The following is a 24,183-nucleotide window of genomic DNA, read 5'->3' on the forward strand; positions in this document are numbered from 1 at the left end:
GTTGCGTGACTTACTCGGTCGGATGGATCGAGCGCCGGATGATGGCCCGGGCCACGCCGGGCAGGAACCGTCGCATGTAATACGCGGGCCGCGCCTGCCCCGGGAACACATACAGCGGCGTCTTCGGCTTCGCCAGCGCCTTCTCCAGCGCGTCGATAATGCTCTCCGGACTCGCCCCGCCGGTGCCGCCGAGCACGCTGGCGTTCTCGGCGCGCACCGCGTCCAGGAACGGCGTCTCCACCATGGGCGGACACAGCACCAGCAGCCGCACCCCGGTGTCATGCAGTTCGTAGGAGAGGCTGTCGGCGAATCCGATCACCGCGTGCTTGGAAGCCGTGTAGCCGGTCAGGCCCGGCGAGGGCAGCCAGCCCGCCAGCGAGGCGAACAAGACGACGGTCCCGGCGTCGGCCTGCTTCATGGCGGGAATGACCGCCTGGCAGAGGTTCACGGTGCCGATGTAGTTGACGTCCATCATCTTTCGGATCTGGGCCACATCCTGATCCAGCACCGAGGCGTGCGCGTGGCACATGCCCGCGGCGTGCACGAGCCGATCGATGGTCCCCCGTTCCGAGCGCACCTTGTCCACGACCGCCCGGACCTGCGCGGGATCGGAGACGTCGCAGGTGTAGGTGTGCGTGTTCGGTGACCGCCGCGCGGTGTCGGCGAGGCCGTCACCGTTCAGGTCGACGGCCGCCACGTGCCAGCCCGCGGCCGCGAGGCGTTGCGCGACAATGCGACCCATGCCGCTGGCCGCGCCGGTGACGAGTGCTGTCCGGTTCATCGGGCCTCCCGGGTTTGCAGGACCGTGGCGGCGTCCTCGAAGGTCATGCGGAGCGCGCCGATTCGGCTGGAGAAGAGCGCACCCCTGGGCAGGCCGAGGGCGCGCAACTGGTCGGAGACGGGATGGGTGCCGAGCCGCACCCGGGTGCCGCCGGGCCGTCCGCGCACCGCACCGGGATTCATGACCCACGGTGTGCGGCGCAGGATGCCGTCGCGCCAGGTGTAGGCGTCGATGGACGCGCCACCGGCCCCGCCCGGCATCGGGAAGCCGTCGGCGACCCGCAGCTCGATGACCAGCTCGTTGTCGATCCGCACCGCGCAGCGATGACCGTGACCGTCGGGCGTGATGTCGATATCGGCCATCAGCTTCGGGAAACCCCAGATCGACTGCCCCGCTTCACAAGTGAAGCTCTGATTTACCGGCAGCCAGTGAATGTAGGCCCCGGTGCTGTTCTTACGCCCGTGCTGCTTGGCCATGAGCGAGAAGGCGAACTCGTGATACGGCCCGAGATCGCCGTCGACGTAGCGCACGAAAGCCAGTGACAGCACGGCCTTCCCGAGCACCGTCACGGGTTCGAGCCCGGCGTCGGCCAGCAGCGCGCGGGCCGCCGCGGTATCGGCCAGGAACAGCGCCGAGCAGGCGTCCGCGTGGCGGATCTCCACCGGCATGCGGACCTGTTCGCCGAGTATGGAATGCGCCTCCACCATGTCGAAATTAGAACAGGTTTCACTGGGGTTGGCGGTTGGTTTCATCGAGTTTTCCCACTCACCGGGTCTCGTGATCGGGTTCCCGGGACGCGGCATAGGACTTGGCCCATCGATAGTCGGGCTTGCCGCTGGGCGTACGGGACACGGCCGCTGCCACCCAGATTCGACGCGGCAGTTTGTATCCGGCCAGATGGGTCCGCACGTGCTCGGTCAGCGCGTCGAAGTCGATCGCGTTCCCGGCCGCCGACACCACCGCCGCGACCTGCTGACCCCATCGCTCGTGCGGCACCCCGATGACCACGGCGTCGTACACCTCGGGATGTGCCTTCAGAACCGCGTCGACCTCTTCGGGAAAGACCTTCTCACCGCCGGTGTTGATGACCATATTGCCGCGCCCGATCAGCGTGACCGACCCGTCGGATTCCACCCGCGCGCGGTCGTCGGTAATGACCATTCGCACGCCGTCCACGGTCCGGAACAGCTTGTCGGTCTTCACCGGATCCTTGTAGTAGCCCAACGGAATATTGCCGGTCTTGGCCACCCAGCCCTCGCCACCCGGCGCGACCGGATGTCCGGCGTCATCGACCACCAGGGCCCCGCGCCCGGTGGTGACCCGTGGCGCCCGCGCCGGATCGTCGTCCTTCTGCGCGAATCCGATACCGCCGAAACCGGTTTCGGAGGAGCCGATGGATTCGGTGACCAGCGTGCTCGGGAACAGTTCCAGCAGCGCGTTCTTCACCGGCTGGGTGAGCTGGGCGGCGCCCGAGCCGATGGAGACCAGCGACGACGCGTCCACCGGGTGGGCGCGATAGGAGTCCACGAGCGGGCGGGCGATGGCGTCACCGGTGACGACCAGCACCTGGGGCCGCTCCCGCGCCACCACCCGCCAGACCTCGTCCGGATCGAAGCGCGGCTGGAACAGCACGGCGTTGCCCGACCACAGGGCGGTGAAGGTGGGCATCATGGCGGCCGCGTGAATCAGCGGCGGCAGCACGAACCAGGTCATGGGCCAGGCGTTCTCGGCGGCCGTGCGGGACTGCTGGTACTCGTCGGCGACGGGTTCACCGGTATAGAAATCGATGCCGCCGCCCAGCACCCGCCACATGTCCTCCTGCCGCCAGATCACGCCCTTGGGCAGGCCGGTGGTGCCGCCGGTGTACATGATGAAGTGATCGTCGGCGCTACGCGGACCGAAATCCCGCTCGGGCGAGCCACTTTCGAGGACCTGCTCGTACGGAACCGAACCGCTGGCCAACCCGTCGCCACCCAAGCGCGGGGAGGCGGAGCGGTCGTCCTCGACCACCAGCGCATGCCGCAGCTTGGGCAGCTGCGGCCGAATCTCCTCGACCAACGGTGCGTAGCACCGGTGGTGCACCGTCATCTCCAGATCCGCGTTGTCGTAGACGTAGCGCAGTTCCTCGGCCCGGTATCGATAGTTGATATTGACCGGCACGGCCCGAATCTTGTAGCAGCCCAACAGCGTTTCCAGTGACTCGATGCTGTTGTGCATGTGGAAACCGATATGCGTCCCCGGCCCGGCCCCGGCCGCCGCGAGGTGATGGGCCAGCCGGTTGGCACGGGCGTCGAGTTCGGCGAAGGTGAGCCGCCGCCCGCCCTCGATGACGGCCGTCCGGTCCGGCACGGTGTCGGCGCAGTGTTCGTAGAGGTCGGCGAAGTTGCACGCCATGGCCGTTACTCCAGGTTGTCTCGACTACAGGACGGTGAGCGGCAGCGGTGCGCCCCGATCGGCGAAGGTGAAGCCCGCCCCGGAGCTGAACCGGGTGATGGCGACCTCGTCGGCGGTGCGGAAAGGCAGGTCCGCACAGCGTATTTCGATGGTCAGGGCACAGTCGTCGACGGCGCGGACCCGGCAGTAGAAGCGCGGGTTGACCCCGCGCACCAGCGCGTCGAGCGGCTCGAGGTGCTCGGGTTCGAGCAGGGACGCCCACGCGCCGTCGTCGACGGCACCGCAGCCGCGCCCGATCCGCAGCTCCACCGAGCGTTCGCCACCGGCGGTTTCACTGGTCACATCGATATCGACATAGGCGGCCGGATTGAACGCCGGATGCACGCGAAGCACCTTCGCCAGCGCCGCGAAATCCTCCCCGAGTCCCAGCGCTGCGCGAATGCGTTCCGCGGTGAGCCCGGCGATGCCGGTGAACTGCTTCCGCAGAATATCCAGGGCCGCTTCGGGTTTCGTCCGCGATTCGACCGCGTTGCGGTAACCCAGGGTGAGCAGGTGGTGCTGCAAACTCACCTCGTCGGCGATGCGCACGAGCGCCGAGCGGGAAAAGTCCTCGAACCGAAGATCGCTGAGCAGGGGCCCCGAATAGTCCCGCTGCCCCGGATCCTCCGGATCGATGGGCGACAACACCACCCCGGCCGCCTCGGATCCGGCCACCACCTGTGCGTCCGGATGCGGCTCGGGCGGCTCGTTTGCCGGATCGATGGTGACGGTCCACGCGCACACCGGCTTCCGATCGGCGGGCTCACGCGGCGGCCGGTGCACCGGCCGCACCTGCGCGAACGGATTGGTCGCCAAGGCCGTCGCATCGAAGGTCGGATCCTCGATGTCGTGGCACATGGCCACCACGAACTCCGTCCCCATCGGCTCCACATCGGCCAGCGCGCCGCAGTGGTCCAAATGGAACTCCCCGTGATCGTGATCGATCACCCGATACCGAAAGTCCATGAACTGCGGCGGCGCGCCGATATCCAGCTGAAAGCACTTGAAGATGGCGTCCACGCCATCCCCGGTGATGTTGAGCGCCTTGCGGATTCGCCGCGTGTACACCGGGCTGGCCAGCCGCCATTCGTCGATGGCGACCGCCGTCATCCCTTCCCGTCCGAGCGCGCCGAGCACATGCGCCATCCCCGACCGGTCGATCAGGTGCCCGCACAGCAGCAGTTCCGGAACCAGAAGGGCCAGTTCGGATCTGGTCAGTGATTCGTATCTGCTGTTCACCACAGGGGCACCGGCCCCTTTCCGATCGGGTACCAGCCGGGCAGCGGTTGGCCCGACATGGCCCGCTCCATGCGCTTGCGCATTCCGGACGATAGCGCGTCGTTCGAGATCATCTCCACGAAAAGCGCTGTCACATTGCCGAAGTCGAAGAAGTCACGCTGCCAGCTCCACTGGAAGCCACCGGCGTAGCGAAACCAGCTGCCACCGATGCCCTCCGGTGAGTACGGCCGCCCGTCGGGCCGTCGCTGCTCGTTGACCTGCTTCCAGAATCCGATGACCGAGCCGCTGCGCTCGTCCACCACGAATTCCTGGTACGGATACGTCCAGCCCTCCAGTCCGAACATTTCCTGGCCGAGCGCGATCTCCCGGATCTCATCGCGTCCGACGGCCATGAACTCCTGCTGCGGCCCGTAGTTCCAGCCGTAGGTGGCGTCCTCGGTGTAGAAGTGCTCCAGGGGCTTCCAATCCCCTGCGGCCTCACACTGCTTGTTCTCGTCCACCCAGCGGCGGATCATCTCGTCGAGTTCGTCGCGGGACCAGGCCATTTCGGCCTCCTGTCGAGGAGTAGGCGTTTTTCACGAATCGGCGTCGTCGTCGACCAGCGACAACGCCTGGGTGGGGCAGTAGCGGACGGCGGCGCGCGCCGCCTCGAGATCGGTGCCGGGATCGGCGCGCAGAATCCGCACCTGCCCCTGTTTCGGCACCTCGAAGAGTTGCGGGGCCTCGTCCTGGCAGACGGCGTGGCCCTGGCAAAGATCTAGATCGACGACGAGTCGCATCAGGCATCTCCTGTCAACGGTGCTTCGGGCTGCACCTCGACCAGCACGAGGTGCGACCCACGCGGCGTGGAGACGACCGCGGTCACCGCTGCGGCGAGATCGGCGGGCCGCAGGAAGTGCGCGTGCCGCGCGAATCCCCACTTCACCCAGTTCTCCAACAGCGGCCCCACCACCTCGGGCGTGGCCTGCATGCCCATGCCGGTCAGCGTTTGCCCGGGCCGCACGATCGAGGAACGAACCCCGGTGCCCTCCAACTCCATTCGCAGCTGGGTGGCGAAGGCCTCGACGCCGGTCTTGGCGGCGTTGTAGGCCCCCGCGCCGGGCCGGGCCCGGACCGCGCAGTCGGAGCCGATGATGACGAAGTCGCCGCGTTGGCGCTCGATCATGCCCGGCAGGACTCGGTGTGCCAGGCGCTGAGCACCGACCAGGTGCACGCGAACCTGTGATTCGAACAGGTCGGGATCCATCTCCCAGCCCCTGCCGAACTCCAGGTCACCGGCACCGGACACGACGATCTCGGTGGGGCCCAAGGATTCCTCGGCGGCGCTGACGAATTCGTTCACCGAGCCGGTGTCGGCCACGTCCAGCCGTCCGGCAAAGGCCTCACCGCCCTCGGCCCGAATCGTCTCGGCGAGCGTCTCGCAGATCTCCACCCGACGCGCCCCCAGCGCCACCGGATGCCCCAGCGCGGCAAGGGCTTCCGCCGTCGCCGCGCCAATGCCGGACGACGCCCCCGCGACAATCGCCGGGCGACGGTCGGGATGTGGTGCGAAGCGAGCCATCTATCGAACCTCCACGCCGACGGGCAGATGCGCGAACCCGCGCACGTTCACCGAATGCACACGCTGAATCCCGGAGTCGCCGATCCCGTACGCCCGCACGCGAGTAGCGAACTCCCGCAACACGATCGACGCCTCCAGCCGCGCCAGATGTGCGCCGAGGCAGAAGTGCACGCCGCGGCCGAAACTGATCAACCCACCCTTATCGGGCCGCTCGATGTCATAGCGGTCCGGATCATGGAAGACATCGGTATCGCGATTGGCGGACCCGACCAGCAGCAACACCTTCGACCCCTGCGGGATCGTCCGTCCGTAGTACTCGAGATCCTCGGCGGCGGTCCGGGCCAGGATCTGACTCGACGCGTCATAACGCAGCGTCTCCTCCACCCAGTCCGGCACCAGTTCCGGATTCGCCGCCACCTTCGCGTACTGCTCCGGATTGCGGCTCGCCCAATACAACGCATTCCCAAGCAGTTTGGTCGTGGTCTCGTTCCCGGCGACCACCATCAAGAACATGAACCCGAGGATCTCCTCGTCGGCGAGCCGGTCGCCGTCCGCCTCGGCATCCAGCAGGGCCGAGGTCAGATCGTCCGTGCGCCGCTGCTTACGGGCCGCGAGCATGTCGTTGTAATAGCCCGCCAACTGCAACGCCGCTTCCATGGCCGCGACGGGCACATCCAGCACACCCTCCTCGCGATGCACCAAAAGATCCGCGAGCCTGCGCAATTCGGCGCGATCGGATTCCGGCACGCCCAGCAGCTCGGAGATGACGTCCATGGGGACCTGTCCGGCGACCGCGTCGATCCAGTCGAAATCGCCAGCGGCCAGCGCCGGTTCGAGATAGCGCAATGTGATGGCCCGAATCCGCTCGCTCATCTCGGTGACTCGGCGCGAGGTGAAGCCCTGATAGACCAGTTTCCGCAGCCGCAGGTGCCCCGGGTCGTCCATGGCCAGGAACGACATGGTGCGCCACGCGTGCGGCCCCCAGGCGGCGGGATCCAGGGAGACCCCGTTGGCGCTGGAGAGCCGCACATTGTCGCGGAATCCGGCGGCCACGTCGACGTGCCGCGACAGGGCCCAGAAGTCGAGCTCCGGATGGTGGTACAGCGGGGCCTCGGTGCGCAGCCGCTGATACACGGGATACGGGTCCTCGTGCACGCGGTAGTCGTAGGGGTCGAACAGCAGCGGCTCGACGGAGGCTGCGGTCATTGTGTCTGCACCTCGTATTCGATAACGCGTTCATCTGCTCTGATGAACGTTTTCCAGCAACGGAGACACATAGCTGGACATGTGTCTGTACGGTACTAGCGACGGGATCACCTGACAACGGAATCCCGAATCCGAATTGGCGACGGGGACGCAAACTGAAACAGGTTCTTGCGCGTCTCCGAGCCACGAACCTATAGTCCGTACACGTGTCCGGACAGCATGGGAGCTACCTATGAGCCCGAGCGATCTCGTCCCCGACGGCGGTTCGCAGTTGCTGATCGGCGGCAAACTGACGCCCGGCGGCGGCGGTGTGTTCACCACCGTCGACCCGGCCACCGGGGCACCCCTCGGCCACGCCGCCAATGCCGACGCCGCCGATATGGACGCGGCCATCGCCGCGGCCCGCACGGCATTCGACACCACGGACTGGTCGCGCGATCCGGGTTTTCGCGCGACCAGCCTCCGGCAACTCCGCGACGCGCTGCGCGATCACCTCGAGGACCTGCGCGAAATCACCATCGCCGAGGTCGGCGCACCGCGCATGCTGACCAGCGGGCCGCAGTTGGAAGGCCCGATCACCGATCTCGGTTACTTCGCGGACCTGGCCGAAAACTACGAGTGGGAAACCGATCTCGGCATTGCCTCGCCGATGGGTATCAAGAGTGCGCGCACGCTGCGCCGCGAACCCATCGGCGTCGTCGGGGCGATCACGCCCTGGAACTTCCCGCATCAGATCAACTTCGCCAAGCTGGGTCCCGCACTGGCGGCGGGCACCACGGTGGTGCTCAAACCCGCGCCCGACACCCCCTGGGTCGCGGCGGCGGTGGGCCGAATCATTGCCGAGGAGACCGATATTCCGGCCGGTGTCGTCAATATCGTCACCTCGGACGATCATGGGCTGGGCGCACAGCTGGTCACCGATCCGCGGGTGGACATGATCTCGTTTACCGGGTCAACGGCGACCGGCAAGACGGTTATGGCCGCGGCGGCGGCGTCGTTGAAGAAAGTCTTCCTGGAACTCGGCGGCAAGTCCGCATTCATTGTGCTGGACGACGCGGATATCACGGCGGCGGCAAGCTACGCGGCTTTCGGGGTCTGCGTGCATGCCGGGCAGGGCTGCGCGATCAGCACGCGGCTGCTGGTGCCGCGCGGACTTCACGATCAGGCGGTCGAAGCGGCAGCGCGGACCTTGGCCAACATCAAGCCCGGTAATCCCGCCAAGCCCGGAACCGTCTGCGGCCCCGTCATTTCCGAGCGTCAGCTGGCCCGCATCGAACGCTACCTCGATATCGCCCGCGCCGAGGGCGGCACCATCGTCACCGGCGGCAACCGGCTCGACGGGCCCGGCTGGTTCATCGAACCGACGTTGATCACCGGCCTGCCCAACAGCTCCCGCGTCGCCCAGGAGGAGATCTTCGGCCCCGTCCTCACCGTCATCCCCCATGACGGCGACGCCGATGCCGTTCGTATCGCCAATGACTCGCCCTACGGCCTGTCCGGATCGGTCTGGGGTCGCGATCCCGAGCGCGTGCGCACGGTCGTCGAAGGCGTCCGCACCGGAACGCTCAGCGTGAACGGCGGCGTCTGGTATTCGGCCGACGCGCCCTTCGGCGGCTACAAGCAGTCCGGCCTGGGCCGGGAAATGGGCGTCCTCGGCTTCGAGGAATACACCGAGACCAAACTCATCGCGACCGGCTGCTGAGGAGCACTGACATGAGCCGTTTCACCGACAGGTCGATCATCGTCACCGGCGCGGCCCGCGGCATCGGCGCGGCCTACGCCCGGGCCCTGGCCGCCGAGGGCGCGAAAGTCGTTGTCGCCGACCTCAATAGCGAGCTGGGCGAGTCAGTCGCCAAGCAGATCACCGCCGACGGCGGGACCGCGGTCTTCGCACAGGTCGACGTGGCCGACCCGGCCTCGGCCAAGGCCGTCGCCGATTTCACCGTCGCCAATTTCGGCGGCATCCACCACCTGGTCAACAATGCCGCCATCTACGGCGATATGAAGCTCGACATTCTGCTGACCGTGCCGTGGGATTACTACAAGAAGTTCATGGCCGTGAATCTCGATGGCGCGCTGAACATGACCCGCGCGGTGTACAAGCATATGGCGAAGGCGGGTGGCGGATCGATCGTCAACCAGTCCTCCACCGCCGCGTGGACCTACTCCGGCTTCTACGGTCTGGCCAAGGCCGGAATCAATAGCCTGACACAGCAATTGGCGCACGAGCTGGGCCACTCCAAGATTCGTGTCAACGCCATCGCGCCGGGTCCGACCGATACCGAGGCCACCCGCAGCATCGTGCCGGAGCAGTTCGTGGATCAACTGGTGAACCAGATGGCGTTGAAGCGGCTGGGTACCACCGAGGACATGGTCGGGGCGTGCCTGTACCTGCTGTCCGACGATGCCGCGTGGGTGACCGGCCAGGTTTTGAATGTCGATGGCGGGCAGGTTTTCCGGCCATGAGCGAAACTTCGGAATTCTCAGTAGGTTTCATCGGGCTCGGCAATATGGGTGCGCCGATGGCCCAACGCCTGGCCGATTGGCCGGGCGGGCTGGTCGTCTGCGACATGCGCCCGGACGCGGTGCAGCCGTTCACCGATGCAGGGGCCGCGATCGCGAACTCCCCCGCCGAACTGGCCGAACGCTGCGGCGTCATCTCCATCGCGGTCCTCGACGACGAGCAGGTCCGCTCGGTCGTCACCGGGCCGGACGGACTACTGATGACCGCCAAACCCGGCACCGTCATCGCCGTCCACTCGACCATTTCCGACACCACCGCCGTCGAGCTGGCCGCCGAATGCGCCTCGCAGGGCGTCGAATTCGTGGACGCTCCGATCAGCGGCGGTGCACCCGCCGCGCAAAAGGGCGCACTGGCGATCATGGTCGGCGGCAGCGCCGTCGCCTTCGAAACCGTCCGCGAACCGTTCTCCCGCTTCGGCTCACTCGTCATCCACGCCGGTGAGGTCGGCGCGGGAACTCGAATGAAGCTGGCGCGCAACCTCCTCCACTTCGTCGCCTTCACCGCCGCGTCCGAGGCTCAGCGCCTGGCCGAGGCGGCGGGCCTGGACATCGCCGCCCTCGGCAAGGTGGTCCGCCACTCCGACTCACACACGGGCGGCCCCGGCGCGATCATGCTCCGCAAGACCACCGCACCGGTCGCCGCCGACGATTTCTGGTTCCCCATCCTCGGCCACGTCCGCGACCTCGGCGAAAAGGATCTCGCGCTGGCCCTCGACCTGGCCAGCCGACTGGATGTGGATCTACCCCTGGCACAACGGGCATTGCACGACCTGGGCACCGGACTCGGCGTGGGACCCGGCCCGATCGCGAAGGAGAACTCATGACCGACGAACAGCTGCCGTCCGAGACGAGGCAGCGCGGACTGAAGACGATGTCGGAGGTCTATGGCTTCGATCTCCCGAACCTGAACGGCGACCCCTTCTACGAGGTCACCGTCGACCACCTCTTCGCCGATATCTGGAACCGACCCGGTGATCTGTCGATGCGCGATCGGCGGCTGTTGCTGCTCGGAGCCATTACCGCACAGGGCCATTCGGAAATCGCCGAGATCCAGGTCGGCGCGGCCCTGCGCAATGGCGAACTCGATGCCGACCAGCTGCGCGAGATCGCGGTCTTCCTGGCCCACTACGTGGGCTGGCCCGCCGCCACCAAGCTCGACGGGGTCATTCGCAAGACGCTCGCCAAGGACAAGAAGAAGTAATCCCAACCCGCAGTGAGGAATTCAGAGATATGGCGGAATCGCCTACCGTCCGGCCGCTCGCCGCGAGCGAGGTCGAGACCTGGGACCACGAGGCCGATGTGGTGGTCGTGGGCTTCGGCATCGCCGGGGTGTGCGCGGCCATCGAGGCGGCCCGCTCCGGGGCCGACGTCCTGGTGCTGGAACGCACCGGCGGCTGGGGCGGTGCGGCCGCCATGTCCGGCGGATTCATCTACCTCGGCGGCGGCACCGCGCTCCAGCGGAAGCTGGGATTCGAGGACACCGCGGAGAACATGGAGAAGTTCCTGACCGCGGCCCTCGGCCCCGGCGTGGACAAAGCCAAGATCCACGACTACTGCCAGGGCAGCGTCGACCACTTCAATTGGCTGGTCGCCCAGGGTGTCCCGTTCAAGGAGGAATTCTGGGGCGAGCCCGGCTACGAGCCGCCCGCCGACCAGGGACTCATGTACTCCGGCGGCGAGAACGCCGCCCCCTTCAAGGACCTCGTCCCGCCAGCTCCCCGCGGCCATCTGGCCTGGACCAAGGACAAGAAGCTGGGCGAGAAGGGCGGCGGCTACATGCTCATGGAGCCGCTCGCCCAGAAGGCGGACGAACTGGGAGTCCGCCACGAATACGACGTCCGCATGCGACGCCTCATCACCGACGAGTCCGGCCGCGTGGTCGGCGTGGCCGCCACCCGCTACGGCAAGCCCGTCCACGTGCGCGCCGACCGCGGCGTCGTCCTGGCCACCGGCAGCTTCGCCTACAACCACGCCATGGTGGAACGCTTCGCGCCCAAGATCTCCGGCCGCCCCACCGCCACCGTCGAGGAACACGACGGCATCGGCATCCAGGTGGCGCAGGCGCTGGGCGCGGACCTCGCGCACATGGACGCCACCGAGGTCGCCTTGGTGGTGGACCCGCAGTTGGTAGCCCGCGGCATCCTGGTCAACGGCCGCGGCCAACGCTTCATCACCGAGGACACGTATGCCGGTCGCATGGGCCAGGCGGTCCTCCAGAACCAGGACAATCAGGCCTACCTGGTGATCGACGAGATCGCGCTGGAGGAGGCCATGGAAACCCAGTCCTCCCTGTCGTTCCTGCGCACCGCGCCCACCTGGGTGGCCGAGACGGTCGCCGAGTTGGAGAGCGAGATGGGGCTGCCCGAGAACACCCTGCAGTCCACCATCGACCTCTACAACCATCACGCCGAGAAGGGCGAGGACCCCTTCCTGGGCAAGAAGACCGAGTGGGTCAAGCCCATTCGCACTCCCCTCGGCGCGTACGACCTGCGCGGCTACACCGGCGGTTTCACCCTCGGCGGCCTGCGCACCGACCTGGACTCGCGGGTCCTGCACGTCTCCGGCGAACCCATCCCCGGCCTCTACGCCGCCGGGCGAGTCACCTCCGGCATCTGCGCCGGGGGTTACGCCTCCGGCTGTTCCCTCGGCGATGGCAGCTTCTACGGCCGTCGCGCCGGTGTCGCCGCTGCCAAGCAGCTCTGAAAGGACCTTTCCCCCATGCGATTCGGTATCGTCCTCTTCACCAGCGACCGCGGCATCACGCCAGCGGCCGCCGCCAAGGCCGCCGAGGAACGCGGTTTCGACTCCTTCTTCGTGCCCGAGCACACGCACATTCCGGTCAAACGCGAAGCGGCGCATCCGCAGACGGGCGACTCGAGTCTTCCCGACGATCGCTACATGCGGACGTTGGACCCGTGGGTGGCTTTGGGCACGGCCGCTGCGGTCACCTCGCGGATCGAATTGTCCACAGCGGTAGCGCTTCCCACCGAGAGCGACTGCATCACCCTGGCCAAGACGATCGCGACCCTTGACCACCTGTCCGGGGGACGCGTCACGCTTGGGGCCGGGTTCGGTTGGAACACCGACGAGCTCACCGACCACGGTGTGCCCGGCAACAAGCGGCGCACGGTTCTCCGGGAATACATCGAGGCCATGCGGGCCCTTTGGACTGAGGAAGAAGCCTCTTACGCAGGCGATTTCGTCAAGTTCGGGCCGAGCTGGGCTTGGCCGAAACCGGTCCAGTCCCACATCCCCCTGCTGATCGGCGCGGGCGGCACCGAGAAGACGTTCAAGTGGATTGCCCGCTCGGGCGACGGCTGGATCACTACTCCTTACGAATCCGACGTCTCCGCCTCGACCTCTCTGCTCATGAAGCACTGGGAAGAGGCGGGCCGATCAGGAGCTCCGCGCGTCGTAGCACTGGCCTACAAACCGAACGCCGAACAACTCGAATCCTGGTCAGCCGCAGGCGTAACCGACGTCCTCTACGGCCTCCCAGACAAACCGGAATCAGAAGTCCTCGCCTACCTAGACCGTTTGGCCGGAAAGCTATCTCCTTTGGGTCTTTCTAATCCCTAAAAGGTGATCCGTGCAGTCCGTGGGCCGGAACGTGAGTTACGGCTCCCAACCCGGCGTCAGCCCAAGTCCGGTAGGGCAGGCGACGCAACCACACTTCCGGTACCTGCCATCGAGAGGATTCCAGTCGTCAGTCATCCACCCAAGTAGTCTTCCCCCGGGTTACCTGACCTCGAGCATCCGAATCACATATTGCGCCGAGCCCGCCAGAACGCACGCCGCTGAGACGGTGTGCAGTAAACGTGCACCATTTCCATCAGCCCGTTGATCACCGGCCCCGGATCAATGAACGGGCTGATGGTCTCAGCATCGGGCACCCCGCCAGCGGTCACCGGCGCAACAGCTTCCGTGGGAAACAGGAACGGCGTCCCCTCAGGAGCAGTGGTCACCGAATCGCCACTGGGCGTGCGCCATTCCACCTCCCGCCCGGGATGGTGAGTAATCCGCCAGCCATTGCGTTGATTATCCGCAAGTGTCTTCAGCCGATGATGGCGTCGACACCGCGCTCCAAGATTGTGTTCGCTGGTGCGACCCCCCTTGTGGGGTTCCGCATGATCGAACCGATCCTGATGATCGAGATCGGTATCCGCCGCCGGAACCTGACACCCCGGCGCCCGGCAGATCCCATCCAGCGCACGCACCCGCCCGGCCATCCGAGCACCCGGCCGGTACCGCAATTCGGCATTCCCACCGGCGTTTTCGACCGGTGCGGGAGCCGCAGCATCCGTACCGCTGGTCTCAGTGATGATCTCGAAGCGAGCGTGCCGCGCAATCTGCCGCGCGAGGTCGGCATCGATAGCACCAAACCCCGCCAGCAGACCCGGGTTGTCCCGCAGCCCCGCAAGCGTTTCCGCCGACACACCCACCTGCACCAACGCCTTCCGCGCCACCGGCAACTCCGCATCGGTGTCCGCGCGCGGGCAATCCGCCCGCCCACACAGACAGCTCAGCCGCCCACTGCCATCGGCCAGCGCGACCAAAGCATCAGCCCGACGCTGATTCTGAGTGCGCGGATCCTCCCCACACACCTGAGTGCAAGCCATCTCCCGCAACCGCTCGTACAGCGTCCGCCCACCCGCAGCAGGCAACACCGCATCCACCACAGCGGTCCCGTTATCGGCAGCATTGACACTGACATACCGCTCAGCCTCGGCCTCCTTGCGCCGCACGGCCTGCCCCTCCGGATCAGCCTCGGCAATCCACCGCCGCGCCGTACGCCGAACCCGCTGCGGGTCAACCTTTTCCGCCAACGCAACAACCTTGGGCTCGAGCTCCGCGAGCAGCTCCTCGGACACATTGGTGAGCGTCTCACTGATAGCCCGGACCCGAGGCAGATCAATCCGCCCCTCCGCGAACGCCACCCCCGCCGACGGATACCGATGCTTGAGCCCCAGCCCCAGCCCGATCAAATTATCCGCCGACCGCTGCGAAACCTTGAGCGCCACCCCAATCTCAGTAGCCGCATCCTCCCCCGCATGCGCCAGCCCCACCCCAAGCGCAATCTGCTGAGCGCGGCGAGTCTCATACAACAACGTCATCAACGCCGTCTCCTCAGCCTGCAACACAGCAATCTCCGAGTGCACCACACGAAGCCGCTCCACCACCTCCTCAGCAGCGGCCCACTCATCAGCGATTTCACTCATAAATCGATCATAATTTCGAAACCCCCGACACAACAGCATGATCGATCCAACACACCGTGTAATTCTTTGGCTATCAATAGAATTCAACTCGGACCCACGAAGGCTGTCCGCGCGTTGATCCGGTCCGCCGACACCATAAGACCGCCCGGTCCGCAAACTACTCCGGTCAGTCTTAAGCTTCGCCGAGTGAGTGAAGGTGAAGCCAGCCCGATGCATTATCCGGGCTGGGAGCAAGACCAGGTGCCACCCGGAGATCCGAGCGACACCACGGCGGCGGAATTCGTTCCGCTACCGCCTATTCCACCCTTGGAACAGCCGCACGCCGTGTTCACGGCGCAGCCGGACACAGCCGTACGCCTAGGGATGGCCCTAGCGAATTGGGGGCAGCGGAGCCCAATTTCATGGGTGTGGTTCGTTCTACTGTGGGGCGGAGTGGCCGGAGTGATCACGCTTTTTCTTGGACGCGACGGCGCGATCCTCGGCGCGATGGTCTTCGGGGCGAGTCTGGTGGCCCGCCTAACCGGAAAAGGTAGCGTGGTCCGGAGATACACCAACCTCGCGAAGGCGAACTTCGTCCCCGGCCAGGTGCAGGCCATCCGTTTCGGACCGGATGCCCTGGATACCAGCAGCTCTCGGGGCCGCACCAGGATGTATTACAGCGATATTCGATCCGTATACACCGGCTACCCCGGCGCGGTGGTGTTGCGCTACCGGGGAGGCCTGTTAGCACTCCCCGAGCAGCTGTTCCCCGAGTGGAGCATCGGGCTCATCACCGCCGCCCGGCGCGGCGGCGGACCCGTGAATGAATCGGCGGTCACCGAACTGCCGCCCATTCCGACCGTCGAAAAGCCGACCGCAACATTCGTCGCTGGAACCGACACGGCCGGGCGAATGGCCCGCACCCACACCCCGTATGCCCTGCGCCCGTTGCTGGGCACGGCCCTCGCCCTGGCAGCTATGCCCCTCGGAGTCGCGCTACTCGCACACAATCGGTTGGGGATCGCGATAGCGCTCGCCCTCTTGGTGGTGATCGCGGGATTCTTAGCAACGGTGGCGGTGACAACCCTGCGCCAGCTAACCGAGTCGTACGGTCTGGCCGTGCCACCCGGACTGCCACTCACCGTCCGCTACGGCTCGGACGCAGTCGATTTCCAGCAGGCCGACGTCTGGACCAGGACTCCCTATTCGTCAATCCGCTCGATCACGCTGCACGGCCCAATCGCCGTCGTGACCACCACTCGCCCCACCGTGTGCCCCCGGGAACTGATCCCTGACCACGCCCTCGCACACATGTGCGCGGTGAACCCGCGCATCGTCGTCAAACGCTGACCGTGGGCGCTGAGGGATTCGGCTAGTTGCAGGCGGCGAGGCGCTGGAGGATGTGGACGGGGCCGACGGTGGCGAGGTCACGGTATTTGCCGCCGAGCAGGATTCGGCGGTGGAGGTCGTTGGCATTCCGGAGGGCGAGCAGGCCGCCGCCTGCGATCCAATGGCCCCAGTCGGCATAGGCGCGGGTGGCGGTCGATTCGGAGTCCGGGTCGAGGATGAGGAGTAGGCGTAGCGGGGTGCGCCAGGCCGCGACTGCTTCGCGGTAGGAATTTGGGTCGGCTGATTCGGCGGTGGTCGCGACTTCCAGGATGGTGCCGTTACCGATGTATGGGCGCACAGCGTCGGCGATTTGCTCGGGGAGTGCGGGTAATTCGCGAACCACGGCGGTGAGCATCGGGGAGGTCATTCGAAAGCCTTTCTCCACGACGCTTATTCAGGCGGATTCGGTTTGGCGCTGGTTGCTCGGGGGGCTTGGCCATAGTAGCATCCGGACACGTGTCTGATCCCTATTCCGCTCGGTCGGCGGTGAGCATGGAGGCCACCCGGCGGCGGCTCACCGAGAAGCAGGCCGATACCGTGGACAGGCTGACGCGGGCGGCCATGGACGTGCTGTCGCGGGAGGGGTTCGCCGGGTTGACCGTGCGGATGGTGGCGGCGCAGGCCGGGGTGGGTACGGCTACCGCGTACACCTATTTCAGCTCCAAGGAACACCTGGTCGCGGAGATGTTCTGGCGGCGCCTGGCCGCGACGGACGCGCCCGCCGAGGACGGATCCGATTCGACCACGCGGGTATTGGCGGTGCTGCGGCAGATCGCCATGCTGATGGCCGACGAGCCGACCCTGGCCGGAGCGGTGACGGCCGCGCTGCTGGGCACCGATCCGGATGTGGCGCATCTGCGGCTGCGGATCGGCAGCGAGATCCGGCGGCGGTTGATCGACGCGTTGGGCGGCGACGCCGATCCCGAACTCGTAGAAACACTGGAAATGATCTACGCGGGAGCACTGGTCCGCGCGGGCATGGGTTATGCGTCCTACGCCGAAATTGCCGAGCGGATGGAGAAATCCGCGCTGCGCATCCTCAAACCCTGAATGCGCATCCCGAAACCCTGAAACAACCATTCCGGAATATCTCGCGATTTCGTGAGATCCCTTGCCGTGCAATGCCTTCCGTAGTACCGTCTGGACAGGTGTCTACCCGGGAGGTCACAGATGACCCTGGTCAAACCGCGCGCGGTATCCGGTGGCGAGCACGAGCACGGCCACCTCGAGGAATTCCGCACCGACCCCATCGCCCTCATGGCGCGGGTGCGGCAAGAATGCGGTGATATCGGCTCGTTCCGACTGGCGGATCGCGACGTCATCCTGCTGACGGGCGCGCAGGCCAACGAGTTCTTCTTCCGCGCCAGCGATGACGAGCTGGATCAGGCCGCGGCGTATCCGTTCATGAAGCCCATCTTCGGCGAGGGCGTGGTCTTCGACGCGCCGCCCGAGCGCCGCAAGGAGATGCTGCACAACACCGCCCTGCGCGCCGAGCAGATGCGCGGCCACGCCACCACCATCGCCCGCGAGGTGGATCGCATGCTGGCCCGCTGGGGTGACGAGGGCGAGATCGATCTGCTCGAATTCTTCGCCGAACTCACCATTTACACGTCCTCGGCCTGCCTGATCGGCACCAAGTTCCGCGAGGAGCTCGACGACCGCTTCGCGCACCTGTACCACGAACTCGAGCGCGGCACCGACGCCTACTGCTACGTGGATCCGTACGCACCCATCGAAAGCTTTCGCCGTCGCGACGAGGCGCGATGGGAGCTGGTGAAACTGGTGCGGCACATCATGGCCGGGCGGCTCGCGAATCCGCCGCGGGGCAAGGACGACCGGGACATGCTCGATGTGCTGGTGTCGATTCCCGACGAGCAAGGGCGGCCGCGTTTCTCGGCGAGCGAGATCACCGGCATCTTCATCTCGATGATGTTCGCGGGTCACCACACGACGTCCGGAACCGCAGCCTGGACGATCATCGAATTGCTCAGGCACCCGGATGTTCTGGAGCGGGTCGTCACCGAACTCGACGATCTCTACGCCGACGGCAAGGACGTGAGTTTCCATGCCCTGCGCCAGATTCCGAACCTGGAGGCGGTGCTCAAGGAGGCACTGCGCCTGCACCCGCCGCTCATCATCCTCATGCGCGTCGCCCGCGAGCAGTTCGAGGTCTGCGGGCACCGGATCGATCCCGGTGATCTGGTGGCCGCGAGTCCCGCTGTCTCCAACCGGATTCCGGAGGCATTCCCGAATCCGGAGCGCTTCGACCCGGGCCGCTACCTCGATCCCAACCAGGAGGATCTGGCCAATCGCTGGACCTGGATCCCCTTCGGCGCGGGACGGCACCGCTGCGTCGGCGCGGCCTTCGCGCTCATGCAGCTCAAGGCCATCTTCTCGATCCTGTTGCGGGACTGGGAATTCGAGCTGGCCCAGCCGTCCGACAGCTACCGCAACGACCACTCGAAGATGGTGGTACAGCTGCAACAGCCGTGCGCGGTCCGCTACCGCAGGCGCGCACGGCCGAGCTGACTACAGCGCCGCCTCGATCGCGGAGACGACGGCCGGATCCTTCGGCTCGGTGCGCGGCCGGAACCGACCCAGCACGGTTCCGTCGCGCCCGATCAGGAACTTCTCGAAGTTCCACTGAATATCCCCGGCCTCACCCGAGGCATCGGCGGTGGTGGTGAGGGCCTGGTAGAGCGGAATCCGGCCCTCGCCGTTCACGTCGGACTTCTCCAGCAGCGGGAAATCCACGCCGTAAGTGGTGGAACAGAATTCGGCGATCTCCTCCGCCGTGCCCGGCTCCTGGCCCATGAACTGATTGCACGGCACACCGACCACGGTGAAACCCTGCGGCCCGTAGGTCTGCTGCAGTTCGACCAGGCCGGTGTACTGCGGGGTGAGCCCGCACTTGGAGGCGACATTGACCAGCAGCACGACCTTGTCACCCGCCAGTTCGGCGAGCGTCGTGGGCTTATCGGTCAGGGTGCGCAGCGGAATCTCGCGAAGAGTGGTCACGAATACCGATCCTAGAACGGGTTCGGCGGGATGCGCGGTTCAGGAGTAGCGCACCTGCCAGTGTTTGATCCCGTTGATCCACCCCGACCGCAGCCGCTGCGGCGGCGCGACCTCGGCGATCCCCGGCATGGCGTCGGCAATGGCATTGAACATGAGATCGATTTCGAGCCGCGCCATATTCGCGCCCACGCAGAAATGGTTTCCGGTGCCGCCGAATCCGACGTGCGGATTCGGGTCGCGCAGCACATCGAACGAGAAGGGATCGTCGAAGACCTCCTCGTCGAAATTGGCCGAACTGTAGAACAATCCGACCCGCTGACCCTCCAGGATCTTCTGCCCGCCGAGTTCGGTGTCCTGCGTGGCGGTGCGCTGGAATGCCGTCACCGGGGTGGCCCAGCGCACGATTTCATCGGGCGCGGTGCGCGGGCGACGCTCCCGATACAGCTCCCACTGATCCGGGTTGTCCACAAAGGCTTTCATGCCGTGCGCGATGGCATTGCGCGTGGTCTCATTGCCCGCCACCGACAGCAGGATGACGAAGAATCCGAATTCGTCGGAACCCAGCGCCTCGCCGTCCACATCCGCGGTCACCAATTGACTGACGATGTCCTCGGCCGGACAGGACTTGCGTTGTTCGGCCATGTTGTAGGCGTACCCGAGCAGTTCGGCATTGGCGGTCATGTTCTGGCCCGCGAATTCCGGATCGTCGTAGTTGAGCAGCTGATTCGACCAGGTGAACAGCTTGTGCCGGTCGTCCTGCGGCACCCCCAGCAGTTCCGCGATCGCCTGCAGCGGCAGTTCGCATGCCACCTGTGCGACGAAATCGCCGCCGCCGCTCGCTTTCGCCTCCCGCACGATCTTTTCCGCGCGCGCGGTGAGCGCGGCCCGCAGGCCTTCGATGGCGCGGGGCGTGAAACCCTTGGAGACAATGCGCCGAATCTTGGTGTGCTTGGGCGGATCCATATTCACCAGCAGTGCCTCCCGCCCCAACTCCAACTGTTCGGGTTGGGAGTCGGCGGGCATTCTGATGATGGAGCCCTTGCGATTCGAGGACCAGAGTTCCGGTTTCCGGGATATCTCCTTGACGTCCTCGTGGCGGGTTATCACCCAATAGCCGTCGTCGTCCATGGGCGCCGCCTGCGCGGGGGTCTGCGCATTCCACCAGATCGGTGCGGTACGCCGCAGCAGCGCGAACTCCTCGGCGGGGCTATGGTCGGCCCACAGCGCGGGATCGGTGAAGTCGAATCCGGCCGGTAATGACGGAACAGACACTGTTCCTCCTCGGGCAAGGTGCCGCTATGATCACGAAATTGGAACGTGTTTCACACCGATTCAACCACGTCGACCTGCGGTTGGGCGGCGTTTCCGGCCAGTTGATCTTGCTACTGGACATTGCGTCCAGCCACTCGGCAGACTAGAACTTGTTCTACAGTGATGCCAGGCGCACTCGAAGATGAGGTAACTGATATGACCGCTTCCCCGGGCTCCACGAACGAGGCCGATTACGTCGTCGTAGGCGCGGGTAGCGCCGGTGCCGTCGTGGCGGGACGTCTCGCCGAGCGCGGCGCGCGGGTCATCCTGCTGGAGGCCGGACGCAAGGACAACACCCGCATGGTCACCATGCCGGGTGCGATCAGCATGGTGCACACCGTTCCGCAGCTGAAGAAGCGCGTGACGTGGAAGCAGTTCTCCATCCCGCAGAAGCACGCCAACGACCGTCGGATCCCGATGACCCGCGGCAAGGTGCTCGGCGGTTCCAGCTCCGTCAACGGCATGCTCTACGTGCGCGGCAACCGGGCCAACTTCGATTCCTGGGCCGCCGAGGGCAATACCGGCTGGAGCTACGAAGACGTGCTGCCCGCCTACAAGCGCCTGGAGAACTGGCAGGACGGCGACAACGACTACCGTGCGACCGGCGGCCCCATCGAGGTCACCCGCCAGCAGGACCTCACCCCGATCGCCCAGGAGTTCATGACCGCCGCCGCCGACACCCTCGGTGCGCCGATCATCGAGGACTACAACGGCGAATCGCAGGAGGGCATCTCGATCTTCCAGCAGTCCGTGCGAAACGGCCTGCGCTACAGCTCCTCTCGCGGCTTCATCACCGATATGCCGAACGAGAACCTGACCGTGGTCACGCACGCGCACGTCACCCGCGTGGTGATCGAGAAGGGACGCGCCACCGGCGTCGAGATCGTGGAACGCAATGGCACCCGCCGGGTCGTGCGGGCCGCCAAGGAGGTCATCGTCTCCGGCGGTGTCATCGGCTCGCCGCAGATCCTCATGCTCTCGGGCATCGGCCCGGCCGCGCATCTGCGCGAGCACGGCATCGAGGTGGTGGCCGACCTGCCCGTCGGCCAGAACCTCCACGACCACCTGTTCGTCCCCATGACCTTCATCTCCAAAAAGGCCATCCACCGCGGCATTCCGACCCATTTCGCGAGCGGCATCCTGCAGGAGCTGCGCCGCCCGGGCAGCTCGTGGATGGGCCGCACGGTCTTCGAGGCGTGCGGCTTCGTGAAGACCAAGTTCGCCGAGGGCGATTACCCGGACATGCAGATCCACACCCTGCCGTGGAGCTACCCGATCCCCAACCAGGACGAGGACAAACTGCACCTGGTCGATCGTCGCCCCGGCTTCACCATCTTCCCCAGCCTCATCTACCCGAAGAGCCGCGGTGAGTTGAAGCTGGCCTCGGCCGATCCGTTCGCCTCGCCGCTGATCGACCCGGGCTACCTGAGCGACCCCCGCGACACCGAATTCCTCGTCGAGGGCATCCGGATGATCCGGGAGATCATGGCGCACAAGAGCATTGCGAGCGACTGGACCGAGGAGCTGGCCCCCGGGCCCGCGCTGATGGACGAGACCGCGCTGCGGCGCGAGCTGCCCAACCGCGTGCACTCGATCTACCACCCGGTCGGCACCTGCCGCATGGGCGTGGACGAGCGGGCCGTGGTGGATCCGACGCTCAAGGTGCGCGGCATCGAGGGGCTGCGGGTGGCGGATGCGTCGATCATGCCGAGCATTACCGGCGGCAATACCAATGCGCCGAGCTACATGATCGGCGAGAAGGCGGCGGAATTCATCGGGTAATTCCAAACTCGGGGGCTCTGCCCCTGAACCCCCGAACCGCGGTGGAGGGCGCTGCTACTTCCCTGGTTGCTCCGTCACCGCTGACAGCCCCGGGCCCTTTCCTCTCGGCCCGGGGCTGTCGTATTGCTACCGACTCAGTCGACCATGACCGGACGGTCGAGTTCGAACAGGCTGCGGTGGCCGGTCATGTCCGTGACCACCAGGCGCGGCAGGTTCGGGCCGCGGCCGTTGTAGGTGTGGGCGATGGTGGTCTCGGTGGTGGTCTCGTGCGAGCCGTCGCCGAAGTACCAGTCGTATTGGCGGATCGCACTGCCCGCCTTGGCCGCATCGAAGACGACCGGGGTGCCCGGGGTCGTGCTGTGCGACGAGGCCGTGAAGCCGTCGCCGAGTGCCGCACCGCCACCGAACCATTCGTTGACGCGCGGGTTCAGCAGGAAGGCGTCGGCGTACTTGCGCGCGCCGTCGGCGTCGGCCGCCGCCGCGACCGGCACGGTCAGGCACTGCGGCAGACCGGGCTGCGCACAGGCCAGCTGGCGCAGCGAGATCGCCTCGTCGCCAAGGGGATTCATGGCCGGTCTGCGGTCCCCGGTCGGCACGGCGTCCTGGGTGAACAGGCCGTCCGCGGCCGCCGCGAAGGTCTCCCCGGCAGCCGCGTTCGCATCCGCCGCGGCCTGCCGGAACACCTCCGACGACAGTCGCACGAATTCCGACCACCGCTGGGTCAGCCCCTGCGGGACCCGGCCCGCGTCGTAGCCGTGAAAATAGTCGCCCACCAACACCTTCGGCGCACCGGGCAGCTCATGGGCGGCCTGCATGGCCTCGCGCATGCCGCGCCCGCCGTAGCCGAGCTTGGCCCCGCTGAAGTACGGGAGGTCGGCGGCCGGATTCGCCGCGTCCGCGCCCACGCCGCCGCATTCGCGGCGCACCGCGGCGGCCAGGTCCTGGGTGCCGGGGGTGACGCCGACGGGGATGCCGAAGAAGGGGTCCAGGTCGTTGAGGCAGCCGTCCATGAGGACCAGGTCGATTCGATAGCCGTTCGCGGCGGCCTCGGCCGCGGCCTGCTCGAGTTGGCAGAAGACATCGAGGGTGGCGTCGTCGCCGCGGGGGCAGCCGTCGACGTGCTGGGCCGGGGCGTCGAGGGTCGCGCCGGAGGTGGTGTAGTCGTGTAGCTGCGCGGTGCGGCCGGTGCGGGTGCCCAGCGCCTGCGTGAACAGGTCCGCGAAGGTGCGGTCGCGGTCCAGCCCCTGCCCCCACAGCACCGAATCGCCGACCGAAACCACGTGCAGCGGACGGCATTCGGTGTTCACGCGGAAGCTCCACGGCTTGCCGTAGCCGGTCACGTCGCCGCCGGGGACGCGGGCGCGAGCGTCCACGCGGAGCAGGCCGTCGGGGGGCAGTTCGTCGCGGCGGATGTCGAAGCCGACGGTCATCACATCGTTCTGTACCACCGTGATGCCGGTGCGAATCGGCTGGCCGCCGCCCAGGATTCGCCATTCCACCTCGGCGTGGGCGGGCACGCCCGGCGGGAGGTAGACGGCGGTGGTGCCGTGCAGCGGGCCGTCGCAGGGCCCGTCGTGCGGGGTGCTGACGTCGAGGATCAGGGGTAGGTCCGATGGGGGGTCGGCCGCGGCCGGTGCTCCGGCCTGGATGATGGTTCCGGCCACCGCGAGCACACCCGTCAAGGTCGGCAGCAGGACTGCGCGGCCTTGCCGGGATCGCCACAACTTCACATGCTCCTCCTG

The 24,183-nt window shown here is 66.6% G+C and carries 23 protein-coding genes; 10 read left to right on the top strand and 13 right to left on the bottom strand.

The window, feature by feature from the left end; all coding sequences use genetic code 11:
• Positions 1–10: 10 nt before the first annotated feature.
• From VMT40_RS04450 to VMT40_RS04485, 8 genes are read right to left on the bottom strand one after another with little or no spacing between them, the layout of a single operon-like run.
• Positions 11–781: an SDR family NAD(P)-dependent oxidoreductase gene (locus tag VMT40_RS04450; protein ID WP_326356662.1), complete on the bottom strand. Its 771-nt coding sequence runs from the start codon at positions 779–781 to the stop codon at positions 11–13.
• Entirely contained in the window at positions 778–1,488 is a 711-nt protein-coding gene (locus VMT40_RS04455) for an acetoacetate decarboxylase family protein (protein ID WP_326356663.1), read from the bottom strand. Before VMT40_RS04455 ends, VMT40_RS04450 begins: the two co-directional genes overlap by 4 nt.
• 58 nt (positions 1,489–1,546) lie before the next feature.
• Positions 1,547–3,175, bottom strand: a complete 1,629-nt coding sequence (locus VMT40_RS04460) for an acyl-CoA synthetase (protein ID WP_326356664.1) — start codon at positions 3,173–3,175, stop codon at positions 1,547–1,549.
• A gap of 24 nt (positions 3,176–3,199) precedes the next feature.
• Positions 3,200–4,456, bottom strand: a complete 1,257-nt coding sequence (locus tag VMT40_RS04465; protein WP_326356665.1) for a hypothetical protein — start codon at positions 4,454–4,456, stop codon at positions 3,200–3,202.
• Positions 4,450–4,998, bottom strand: coding sequence for a nuclear transport factor 2 family protein (locus tag VMT40_RS04470; protein WP_326356666.1), 549 nt, complete (start codon positions 4,996–4,998; stop codon positions 4,450–4,452). The genes VMT40_RS04465 and VMT40_RS04470 overlap by 7 nt, the downstream gene beginning before the upstream one ends.
• Before the next feature lie 30 nt (positions 4,999–5,028).
• Positions 5,029–5,232 carry a ferredoxin gene (locus VMT40_RS04475; protein ID WP_326356667.1) on the bottom strand — a complete coding sequence of 68 codons (204 nt, stop codon included), beginning with the start codon at positions 5,230–5,232 and terminating at the stop codon, positions 5,029–5,031.
• Entirely contained in the window at positions 5,232–6,014 is a 783-nt protein-coding gene (locus VMT40_RS04480; RefSeq protein ID WP_326356668.1) for an SDR family oxidoreductase, read from the bottom strand. Before VMT40_RS04480 ends, VMT40_RS04475 begins: the two co-directional genes overlap by 1 nt.
• The gene (locus tag VMT40_RS04485; protein WP_326356669.1) at positions 6,015–7,220 is read right to left on the bottom strand and encodes a cytochrome P450; all 1,206 of its coding nucleotides are present in this window, start codon (positions 7,218–7,220) and stop codon (positions 6,015–6,017) included.
• A 232-nt stretch (positions 7,221–7,452) separates the two neighbouring features.
• Between VMT40_RS04485 and VMT40_RS04490 the strand changes: the two genes are divergently transcribed.
• From VMT40_RS04490 to VMT40_RS04515, 6 genes are read left to right on the top strand one after another with little or no spacing between them, the layout of a single operon-like run.
• Positions 7,453–8,922 (top strand): aldehyde dehydrogenase, encoded by a 1,470-nt coding sequence (locus VMT40_RS04490; protein WP_326356670.1) that lies wholly within the window; start codon positions 7,453–7,455, stop codon positions 8,920–8,922.
• An 11-nt stretch (positions 8,923–8,933) separates the two neighbouring features.
• Positions 8,934–9,686 carry an SDR family oxidoreductase gene (locus tag VMT40_RS04495; protein ID WP_326356671.1) on the top strand — a complete coding sequence of 251 codons (753 nt, stop codon included), beginning with the start codon at positions 8,934–8,936 and terminating at the stop codon, positions 9,684–9,686.
• On the top strand, positions 9,683–10,567 hold the full coding sequence (locus tag VMT40_RS04500) for an NAD(P)-dependent oxidoreductase (RefSeq protein ID WP_326356672.1): 885 nt from the start codon (positions 9,683–9,685) through the stop codon (positions 10,565–10,567). The genes VMT40_RS04495 and VMT40_RS04500 overlap by 4 nt, the downstream gene beginning before the upstream one ends.
• Positions 10,564–10,944 carry a carboxymuconolactone decarboxylase family protein gene (locus VMT40_RS04505; protein ID WP_326356673.1) on the top strand — a complete coding sequence of 127 codons (381 nt, stop codon included), beginning with the start codon at positions 10,564–10,566 and terminating at the stop codon, positions 10,942–10,944. Before VMT40_RS04500 ends, VMT40_RS04505 begins: the two co-directional genes overlap by 4 nt.
• 29 nt (positions 10,945–10,973) lie before the next feature.
• Positions 10,974–12,446 carry an FAD-dependent oxidoreductase gene (locus tag VMT40_RS04510; RefSeq protein ID WP_326356674.1) on the top strand — a complete coding sequence of 491 codons (1,473 nt, stop codon included), beginning with the start codon at positions 10,974–10,976 and terminating at the stop codon, positions 12,444–12,446.
• Positions 12,447–12,461: 15 nt separating this feature from the next.
• Entirely contained in the window at positions 12,462–13,322 is an 861-nt protein-coding gene (locus VMT40_RS04515) for an LLM class F420-dependent oxidoreductase (RefSeq protein WP_326356675.1), read from the top strand.
• A 182-nt stretch (positions 13,323–13,504) separates the two neighbouring features.
• Here VMT40_RS04515 and VMT40_RS04520 read toward each other — a convergent pair whose 3' ends face one another.
• Positions 13,505–14,962, bottom strand: coding sequence for an HNH endonuclease signature motif containing protein (locus tag VMT40_RS04520; protein ID WP_326356676.1), 1,458 nt, complete (start codon positions 14,960–14,962; stop codon positions 13,505–13,507).
• Positions 14,963–15,394: 432 nt separating this feature from the next.
• On the opposite strand from VMT40_RS04520, the gene VMT40_RS04525 reads away from it, so the two are divergent.
• On the top strand, positions 15,395–16,291 hold the full coding sequence (locus VMT40_RS04525) for a hypothetical protein (protein WP_326356677.1): 897 nt from the start codon (positions 15,395–15,397) through the stop codon (positions 16,289–16,291).
• Between the two features lie 22 nt (positions 16,292–16,313).
• Here VMT40_RS04525 and VMT40_RS04530 read toward each other — a convergent pair whose 3' ends face one another.
• Positions 16,314–16,697, bottom strand: coding sequence for a hypothetical protein (locus VMT40_RS04530; protein ID WP_326356678.1), 384 nt, complete (start codon positions 16,695–16,697; stop codon positions 16,314–16,316).
• Between the two features lie 119 nt (positions 16,698–16,816).
• On the opposite strand from VMT40_RS04530, the gene VMT40_RS04535 reads away from it, so the two are divergent.
• Complete coding sequence (locus VMT40_RS04535) at positions 16,817–17,380, top strand: TetR/AcrR family transcriptional regulator (RefSeq protein WP_326357192.1); 564 nt, start codon at positions 16,817–16,819, stop codon at positions 17,378–17,380.
• 120 nt (positions 17,381–17,500) lie between these two features.
• Positions 17,501–18,859: a cytochrome P450 gene (locus tag VMT40_RS04540; protein WP_326356679.1), complete on the top strand. Its 1,359-nt coding sequence runs from the start codon at positions 17,501–17,503 to the stop codon at positions 18,857–18,859.
• Here VMT40_RS04540 and VMT40_RS04545 read toward each other — a convergent pair whose 3' ends face one another.
• The gene (locus VMT40_RS04545) at positions 18,860–19,348 is read right to left on the bottom strand and encodes a glutathione peroxidase (protein ID WP_326356680.1); all 489 of its coding nucleotides are present in this window, start codon (positions 19,346–19,348) and stop codon (positions 18,860–18,862) included.
• Between the two features lie 39 nt (positions 19,349–19,387).
• A complete protein-coding gene (locus tag VMT40_RS04550; protein ID WP_326356681.1) occupies positions 19,388–20,620 on the bottom strand; it encodes a cytochrome P450 in 1,233 nt (410 codons plus the stop codon).
• A 195-nt stretch (positions 20,621–20,815) separates the two neighbouring features.
• Between VMT40_RS04550 and VMT40_RS04555 the strand changes: the two genes are divergently transcribed.
• Positions 20,816–22,441: a GMC family oxidoreductase gene (locus VMT40_RS04555; protein WP_326356682.1), complete on the top strand. Its 1,626-nt coding sequence runs from the start codon at positions 20,816–20,818 to the stop codon at positions 22,439–22,441.
• Positions 22,442–22,575: 134 nt separating this feature from the next.
• On the opposite strand, the gene VMT40_RS04560 is transcribed toward VMT40_RS04555, so the two are convergent.
• Positions 22,576–24,171, bottom strand: coding sequence for a PKD domain-containing protein (locus VMT40_RS04560; protein WP_326356683.1), 1,596 nt, complete (start codon positions 24,169–24,171; stop codon positions 22,576–22,578).
• Between the last annotated feature and the right edge of the window lie 12 nt (positions 24,172–24,183).

The organism is Nocardia sp. CDC160 (assembly GCF_035818795.1).
GTDB lineage: Bacteria > Actinomycetota > Actinomycetes > Mycobacteriales > Mycobacteriaceae > Nocardia.